Source organism: Paenibacillus sp. GYB006 (assembly GCF_036577645.1).
Taxonomy (GTDB): domain Bacteria; phylum Bacillota; class Bacilli; order Paenibacillales; family Paenibacillaceae; genus Paenibacillus.
On sequence record NZ_JARBDA010000032.1, the window covers coordinates 1 to 8,181 of the forward strand.

Here is an 8,181-nt window from a genome sequence, read left to right on the forward strand (position 1 = left end):
AAGATGTGTGTAGCTCATGGCGGATTCTCCTTGTAGGTGTTGTGTGGTAACTCCATTCTACACGAATCCGGCCATGGGCCATTTTTAATTTTGAACTAGGTGTCGCACTTCATATTACAATCCGTCACTCTATATTCCCGCTATAAATAGAACCTTGAAATAATATCCAAGGTTCTCTGTTAAAAGTCGATATACAGAGGAGGATAAATGATGTTGGTCAGTCCTTCTTATATTGACCCATTTCTTCCTTTCACGTCCAGCTAATTGACTCCACAGCAGACGTTAAATCCTCCATACCAGGTGTCGTATAGATCATTGTCATCTGAATATTAGGTGTCCCATCTTTCTTAAAGTGTCCCATTAACATAGCCACTTGCTGCAAGTCATTACCAGCACTAATCAAATCGTGACCAAAAGTATGCCTTAAGGCATGACAAGTCAAGTGATCAATTCTTGTACGGCTTCTATAATTCTCAATCATATGCTGTACACCGCGAACAGATAATTGCTTCGATCTCTGTGAAACAAAAACATACGGACTCGTATCATCTCGATCATCAAAGTAACTCTGCAATGCAGAACGAACTTCATTGTTTAGCGGTACTTCCCGGTCTTTATCTCCCTTTCCTCGAACATATGCGCTGCCGGACCTTACACTCATTATTACCTCTTTTTTCTGAAGATCACAGAGTTCATGAACTCGAAGGCCCGCCCGAAGCATGAGAAGCACAATTGCATAATCCCGTTTGCTATTTTGCCCGCGCACCTCCCTCAGTAATGCATTCTGTTCATTTCGAGTAAGCCACTTTGGCGACCGTCTAGCTGCCGGCGGTTTTTTAATTGGACCCACCGGATTATCTTGGATAAGTCCCTGATCGGCAAAAAAACGAAAAATCGCATTTAAATGAACAAACGTAAGTTGCATCGTGCTCGGCTTGGCAGGCTGCCCTCCTCTTCCTCCGGAAAGCAGCATATACCGTTTGTAATCCGCTATATCTTTTTGTGTGGCTGTCCCGGCATCAGACAGATCCGGATCAGTTCCTTTAATCCAATTCTCAAACTTGTTCCACGTAGATAAATAATTTAATATGGTCCGCTCGGATACTCCTGACTTACGTAGATGATTTTCAAATAATCCGAACATAGTAGACATGTGCATTTTACTCCTTATCCAAGTCAAATTTGTCTTATTATTATGATTCTTGACGTTTTGTCCGGAGTAGAACAGCTTGTTGATATACTTGAAAAAGATCATCCCCCCAAGTACCTAGCGCATCACATAAGTTGAACTCATTAGAACTGTTAAACAAATTTTGAGCTAGTTGAACGATCTTACGATATCCACTAGAGAGGTAACCATAAGCTTGGGATTCCAACTCTTCTCCATTCTCATCAAGTTCATAAATACGATCAATAACTACCCTTTTTTCTTTAGTCCAAAAATCTTCTTCTACTATTTCTTTTTCTTCAAACTTATACATCCAATCAAACGGTCGTTCACCAAATTTCCCGTTGACCTTATTATAAATTTCCGGAAGTGCTAATACATAACAAGCTGATTTGTACTCCGAATCTTGTTCGGCTTTATAAAATTCAACAAGCATCTCAAAATTATTTTTATGTTCATCTGTTACAAAATACATTTCAATTCACTCTCCTTATGTATTGGTAATATTTACTTACAACCATTCTTCGATTCGATCACCGTTGACTATTTCGGCTCCTTCATTTCGCTTCTATAGAAGATGACAAGTTTATTTGCGCTTAGCAAACGGTAGAATCAGGGTTTGCTACATTTATTTTAACACAACTCGTCATCTTTTGTATAGAGAAGATGACGAGCGTTGTTGTATATCTTCTAGCTTCAACTAAAAGAGAAACTTGGAAGCATTGATAAAGTTTCATAAAAAGGTTATGTTTAAAATTTTTCTTACATATTATATAAGTATCAAATACAGAACTTTTACCTATTCCGTATAGATCCAAGAAATAGCTTACTATTACAAATTTAAAGACACCGATCATAACTTAATGATCGGTGTCTTTAAAACTTCTATCTAGACTAATAGTTTTCTAGCTCTGTATAAATATCTTTAATTAAGACATCGACTTCTAATACTGCAGAGTCATCATTATTAAAGAATATAGAAGGTTTTATACCTTCCTCTTTCAAGTGTGGTAATAAATCATCTATAAATTCATATAAAACTATCGATTCACTCTTATATAATTCCCATTCCTTAATCGCACATGCTTCTGCAAACTCTCTTTTTGGCCAGAAAGGAAATAATAGATTCCCGTTATCGTCTGACGTTAAAGCCCAACCATTATCATAGAGAGCCCAAACTTCTTCATTATCGGCTATTTTTTTAATAAAATATTCATAACGAATATTTGAAGGTAATTGAATAACAGCTTCAAATTCTTTTTTATCCATTCCAATCCCTCATTTATTTTTATCATAATTAATTGTATCCATTTTTACTTAATGGATATAGTAACTGAATGGAACTAATATATCAAATCAAGCAGCGCTTTTTAAACAGAACTGCTTGATCGTTTACTTTTTCCTTTAAATAAAATATTTTTGATTAATTGTATATAATTCATATAAAGCTTTTATATCCCTATTACCATCTAATAAATTATAAAGCAAGTTAAAAACCATATGAGCAGGTTCAAAATCATACCATTTTACAGTGGGATGCCTTAGTATAGGTTTATTACAAAAAATATACGTTTTTGAAGTTGACTTAAAATCCCAATATAATGAATCTATATTTTTTTTAAGGGTCTCGGCCAGGTATAATCCTATATCCAGTGCAACTCCTTGGCTAGAAACACTCAATTTGTTTCTTTTAATATAAGAGTGTATCCATTCAGGTGTTTCAGATAATTTTTTTTCTATTTCTTCCTTCGACAGGTTCACCACTTCAGCTATATCATTAACAAACCATTCCCATAAAGGAATTAAGGATTCCGGAGAATAATCGAGATCTGTTTCTGATCCATTACTTGTAAATTCATATGCTTTTTTTAAGAGTTCGATTCGAATCGGTATTTCATTTACATACCAATTAAAATGAACCCTAGCTTCTTTTCTCGTCATCTCCTTAAAATCTTTTATCTCAAATGGTGGATGCATTAATGGATAATCCAACAAAAATTCAACTCCTTATAAACTAAAAATAATAATGATATTGTATTTTAATTTTATTCTCTCTTAGATATTTCAATAGTGGTTTACTTCCACCTATCTTTCCTGTTATTGTACTTCTAAAAAAGTGCCACACTACTCTTTTAACACGCTTCTCATTTAATTGCCAAGTGCCTCCCAATAACCAGGAACACCTTGATTTATTCATATATGTTATTCCTAAATTCATCTACGGGCCGATACAATTCTATCGAACGAAATCCATTCCCAGTCATCGTCATAATGGAATTTTATTTCCTTACGGTACGTGTTGATTACAGAAACGAGACCTGTCAACTCTTTAAATTCGTGTGGAGCATACAACGTCAGAGTTACTTTAACATGGCCACATAACGACTCTGAAAGTGCAGCCCCAATCATTTGCCATTCCTGCTCATCGATGATCGGTTTTAATTTCAGATCAGTTTTAGACATATATTCATTGTACGCTTCTCGGTGTTCCGGAAGCATCATACGTGAAGACTCATATAAACCGTTATTGCTAAGTTTTTTTGACACACTTCTGCCTCCTAATACTTGGTCCAGTAATCTAGATTGTCTAAAGGTTTAAACGGTTCGCTTCTAAGCTGCTGTTCCCAACCTTGAAGTAATTTAACCGATTCGACTTGTCGCTTATTATCCCAAATAATAAAAAGCTTATCTTCCAGGCTAATTAGCGTTTCAGTAATGTCTTTTTCAGACTTTCCGGTTTTAATCATCAATTCTTGCATAGATGGTAACCGCCCTCGTCCAACGGAGTAGTTGTGTAGTATCCGGTGTATCTTGCGTTCGGAATCATCGAGCATAGTATCCATCCTTTCAGCTTCTTCATACAAGTAATTATAAGCGAACGTATGTTCTTATTTCAACACAAAAAAAAGCCAGCTGTTAGTGCTAGCCTTTTGAAGGATCCAAAATGACGGTAATTTTTACATAGTAAAACTTGGACCGTTTTAGAAGCATTTTTGTGACCAGTTACCCATAAATGAAAATAAAAATCGTTTTAAACGGACGTATAAGATCAGTTTTAGTTGTATATTGATAAAAATAAACCTTAGGTTGGAAAACTTAGAATTTAATTCCCTACTGTTGATGGCTGCATACCTACAAAGTGGCTTCGTACTCCTTCACCTTTTTATAAAAGGTCGGCTTCTTCATATCGACCATATCCATAAATGCTACGGCTGTAATCTTTCCTGCCTTCCACTGCTTATACAGTTTACCCCACTCTTCAGGTAGTTCTAACTTAGGTCTTCCCAAATGTTTACCTTTAGCTTTAGCAACCGCAATACCTTCAGCTTGACGTTGTAGAAGAGTCTCACGTTCCTGCTGTGCAATGGATGTATAAACCTCGATTATAATGTTGTTTATCATATCGATAACCCATTCTTGGCCTTCGGGAACATCCTGCATAGTCGTGGGTAAATCAATAATCTTTACACGAATACCTTCATCCTTAAAGTATTGTAAATATTGTTTGATCTGTTCCTTGTTTCTTCCTAAACGATCTACAGACTTGATATAGAGGGTATCGCCTTTACGCATAGCCTTCAGCATATTTTGAAAACCTTCTCGTTCCATATCCTTACCTGATGCCTTATCACTATAAATATATTTATCATTCGTTACATATGGCTTCAATGCTTCATACTGTCTGTCCAGGTGTTGTTCTTTAGTTGACACACGAGTGTACCCAAAATTAATTCCCATTGTATCCCGACCACCAATCTATATCTCTTGTTGCCTTCATTATAACCCTAGACGTATATAAACAACAATTAGTTTATAGACGTTTATAAAGGTTTAATTGTCGTAATATATAGACTGAATTACACTACTTTGCTGAGTGTCTATAATGGTGTACCTTTATGGACGGTAGAGACTCAAAAATAGAATATATAACAATTAGTATAAATATGGGGCTTAATTGATTTATTGTTTATAATTAGATGAATAGATGAGACTCAATAGATGAAATTGAACAGGTAATAAAAAATAATCAAGTTCCTACTCTGAAAGAGCAGCCGGTTTTCGCGATCGGCAGCTTTTATGTACACATGATACGTTAAAAAAGAAAATCTTGTATAAAGCACAAAAAAGAAACGAGCAGTGCCTGTTCGTTTCTTTTTTGTAAGTTTAATGTTTATTTGTACTTTAAAAATGAGGATAAGTATCTCAGTTCAAGGTATGTGCAATTCCAGGTTATTAGTTTGTTATAGGATAAGTTCTGCTTGCCACAGTATGATTATAAATTTGATCTCCTTCATATACTTTATGTATTGATCCACAAGTATAGGTACGGGAACTATTGTAAAGATAATTCCCTGTGGTTGTATATGCATAATTATCGTTTTCTTTAGTATCTTCAGCATACTTAACTACTGATCCGTTTTCAGATAAATTCACAGCGACAAAAACTTTACGATATTTATCACTTGTATTAAGGTACGTTCCCGCAAAAGCATAGATATATTTTTGCCCACTCACAGTTGTAATACCAAATCCACAACTTGACCCTGTAGTATTAATTGGTCCCGTCGCAGCACTTGCAGGGGTAACAACCGCCAAGTACAAAACAAAAAAAGTAAGCAATATTTTTCTCATGAAATCACCTCCATAAAATAAAAGATTTGTAAATTTATACTATCATGTGTCACTTCACAAATCTACCTTTTATTTTGACATTAATTGTAATATTATGTGTTATGTCACAGTTTTAAGAGAGGAAATATTTTTGGGTTAATAACTCTTTACTTTAGCGAGAGGATATACTTCAATGTACTTACCTGACAGGATTAAATCCAAATGCCTAATGGTTGTTTATGTAGTAAACCGTTTGCTTCGTATAAAAAATAGAGTTTTGGCTTTTTCTACCGATTTAATAACTAATTTCAAGTAAGTGATTACACATTCCTAGTATTCCAACTATTTAGTACCAGTTAGGCATTGCTTCTTGCTAATAAAGTATTTCATATACCAATAACTGTATATCCTTTGGCATATCTTAAAATAGAATAACTTATAAACTCTTAGAAAACGATAAACAAGATGACTTCAATTTAAAGTCATCTTGTTTATCGAAAGTATTATTCCTTAAGACCCCAATCTTTACCAGATGACATTAACTGATAAGTTGTGGCGTCAAATATTGCATATTTTGAACTCGTATATTTCGGTTCATCTTTAAAACTAATAAATACATACACATACTTATTATTATCCCATTCTTTCGAATTATGAGCTGCATATTCTTTGAATACTCGTTCATACTTGTCTTTTGTATTATTATCTATCTTGTCAGTAATTTTTACTAAATCTTTAATTTGTATATACTCCTTAAGATTTAATGAAGCATTTTGGTATTCACTAAAAACAGAATGATCTATTTTGTTATAGAATTCTACAGCAGACAGATTTTTGGGATTTGCTAGTGCAAAGCTAAATGATACTAAGGAAAGTTGTACTAACAAAGCTAAAATCAACGCACTAAGGATATTTTTTTTCATATTAACAAAACCCTCCATTTTTATAAAAATTAATTGTTACACATTTCTATATTTCACAATAACTACTAGATATTATGTTCCGCTGAAGAAAAAATATACTTGTGGCTATATTTTCAGATTTAAAAAAATGAGAGTGTTCGATTGATTCTCTGATTAGTATTCTTAATGATAGGAAATTTATCAAATAATAAATATCCTCATAAGCAAGAATTAAAATAAAGATTAAGATGTGGATTATTTTATATAAAAGTTAAAGTCGGACAAATGAGCTCCAAAATCAAACCAGTTAATGTTGTACCCATAGTAGTTACTTGATATTTACGAATCAGTCGTGTCTTTGTCTCCATGAAGCTTGAAATACTAATACTACTTCCTTAATATTATTGGCTATATACAAAATTCCAAAATCGTAGGTTTCATACACCGTAATCAATAACATAAATCATGAAGATCTTTACTACTACGAATACATAATACATACACTTTAAACATACCCACAAAAAAAAGGTACTGAATTAGTTTTTGTTAGATGGGCACGGGCCTTTCGAATCGACAGTATATGATTCTATTGGATAATTCGTCGGTTCCGGTTTCTTAGTTGAGAATTCATTAATCACTTAATCAGCAATATCTTTTTCAATTTCGTCAAGACTGTAAACGATATCTCCTGAAACAGTATATTTACACGCACGGTTACCATCACTGTTAAAACACTCGTCTTTTACCAATAAACCGGCTAAGACATTTCGACAGATGCTTGACTTTGTATACTCCATACCACCAATGTTAAAGGTATTGGTAACCGAGAAGGAAAGAGACGGAAAGCTCATAGGGGAGGTTTTGCCAATGATTCAAACAAATGGAGTGTTTAAACGAACGAACAAAGCCGGGAAAAGAAGCTACGGTTAAGCGACTCTCCGTTAAAGATAGGCACCGTGGCTTCGATCAAGAGTATATGGAAACTATAGCCTTGAATTTAAGTCGCATGAGCAGTTAAGAAGGGGGCTCTAGGTGTCAATTCATAAACTAATACAACAAAGTCTACTTTAGTTTTATTTCGGGGAAATATGGACTGTTCCGGATGAACTTGTGACAATATGTAGAGCTTTATCAAGAAAGATATAATCTTGCATTCGATTCCATCGCCAGAATAAGACTTGTACAACCTGTTTTAAATAAAAGCTGTTAAACATGTAGCGACTATTAGTGACGATAGTAAGGAAGAAATTCTTATTGGTATAGGGGAATATTTTTGGCTTTCCCTTGCTGAAGAAGTGCATTAATTTCTATTACCAGCATGTTAGTGAAAACAGCAGCCAGAAAAGGCTGCTGTTAATTTTAATTCTTTTATACTCCCTCGAAATGATTTAAATAACTCACTCTGGCTCATGAATTCGCAGGATTTCTCCTTAGTCAAAGTGTGAAAAATGAAAGCTTAGGAGTAGCAAGTGGCTGAGGTGTCGTAAAAGGGCATAGGAA

The 8,181-nt window shown here is 34.4% G+C and carries 9 protein-coding genes; all 9 read right to left on the bottom strand.

Going from position 1 to position 8,181, the window contains the following annotated elements; genetic code table 11:
* Positions 1-250 precede the first annotated feature (250 nt).
* On the bottom strand, positions 251-1,153 hold the full coding sequence (locus PV403_RS24490; protein WP_191805221.1) for a tyrosine-type recombinase/integrase: 903 nt from the start codon (positions 1,151-1,153) through the stop codon (positions 251-253).
* Between the two features lie 40 nt (positions 1,154-1,193).
* On the bottom strand, positions 1,194-1,643 hold the full coding sequence (locus tag PV403_RS24495; protein WP_191805219.1) for a DUF2538 family protein: 450 nt from the start codon (positions 1,641-1,643) through the stop codon (positions 1,194-1,196).
* 419 nt (positions 1,644-2,062) lie between these two features.
* Positions 2,063-2,437, bottom strand: a complete 375-nt coding sequence (locus tag PV403_RS24500) for a DUF2750 domain-containing protein (protein WP_213534580.1) — start codon at positions 2,435-2,437, stop codon at positions 2,063-2,065.
* Between the two features lie 135 nt (positions 2,438-2,572).
* Complete coding sequence (locus PV403_RS24505; protein WP_213534579.1) at positions 2,573-3,160, bottom strand: hypothetical protein; 588 nt, start codon at positions 3,158-3,160, stop codon at positions 2,573-2,575.
* Between the two features lie 222 nt (positions 3,161-3,382).
* Positions 3,383-3,715 carry a YolD-like family protein gene (locus tag PV403_RS24510; RefSeq protein WP_332086253.1) on the bottom strand — a complete coding sequence of 111 codons (333 nt, stop codon included), beginning with the start codon at positions 3,713-3,715 and terminating at the stop codon, positions 3,383-3,385.
* 11 nt (positions 3,716-3,726) lie between these two features.
* Positions 3,727-3,927, bottom strand: coding sequence for a hypothetical protein (locus tag PV403_RS24515; RefSeq protein ID WP_213534577.1), 201 nt, complete (start codon positions 3,925-3,927; stop codon positions 3,727-3,729).
* Between the two features lie 373 nt (positions 3,928-4,300).
* Positions 4,301-4,906 (bottom strand): recombinase family protein, encoded by a 606-nt coding sequence (locus tag PV403_RS24520; RefSeq protein WP_202032988.1) that lies wholly within the window; start codon positions 4,904-4,906, stop codon positions 4,301-4,303.
* A 495-nt stretch (positions 4,907-5,401) separates the two neighbouring features.
* On the bottom strand, positions 5,402-5,800 hold the full coding sequence (locus PV403_RS24525) for a hypothetical protein (RefSeq protein ID WP_213534568.1): 399 nt from the start codon (positions 5,798-5,800) through the stop codon (positions 5,402-5,404).
* Positions 5,801-6,282: 482 nt separating this feature from the next.
* Positions 6,283-6,702 carry a hypothetical protein gene (locus PV403_RS24530; protein ID WP_213534566.1) on the bottom strand — a complete coding sequence of 140 codons (420 nt, stop codon included), beginning with the start codon at positions 6,700-6,702 and terminating at the stop codon, positions 6,283-6,285.
* Positions 6,703-8,181: the final 1,479 nt, after the last annotated feature.

What these genes read in the sequence shown, in the direction of transcription:
- PV403_RS24490 (WP_191805221.1), bottom strand. Translation starts at nt 1,153, where the DNA reads ATGTCTACTATGTTCGGATTATTTGAAAATCATCTACGTAAGTCAGGA.
- PV403_RS24495 (WP_191805219.1), bottom strand. Translation starts at nt 1,643, where the DNA reads ATGTATTTTGTAACAGATGAACATAAAAATAATTTTGAGATGCTTGTT.
- PV403_RS24500 (WP_213534580.1), bottom strand. Translation starts at nt 2,437, where the DNA reads ATGGATAAAAAAGAATTTGAAGCTGTTATTCAATTACCTTCAAATATT.
- PV403_RS24515 (WP_213534577.1), bottom strand. Translation starts at nt 3,927, where the DNA reads ATGCAAGAATTGATGATTAAAACCGGAAAGTCTGAAAAAGACATTACT.
- PV403_RS24520 (WP_202032988.1), bottom strand. Translation starts at nt 4,906, where the DNA reads ATGGGAATTAATTTTGGGTACACTCGTGTGTCAACTAAAGAACAACAC.
- PV403_RS24525 (WP_213534568.1), bottom strand. Translation starts at nt 5,800, where the DNA reads ATGAGAAAAATATTGCTTACTTTTTTTGTTTTGTACTTGGCGGTTGTT.
- PV403_RS24530 (WP_213534566.1), bottom strand. Translation starts at nt 6,702, where the DNA reads ATGAAAAAAAATATCCTTAGTGCGTTGATTTTAGCTTTGTTAGTACAA.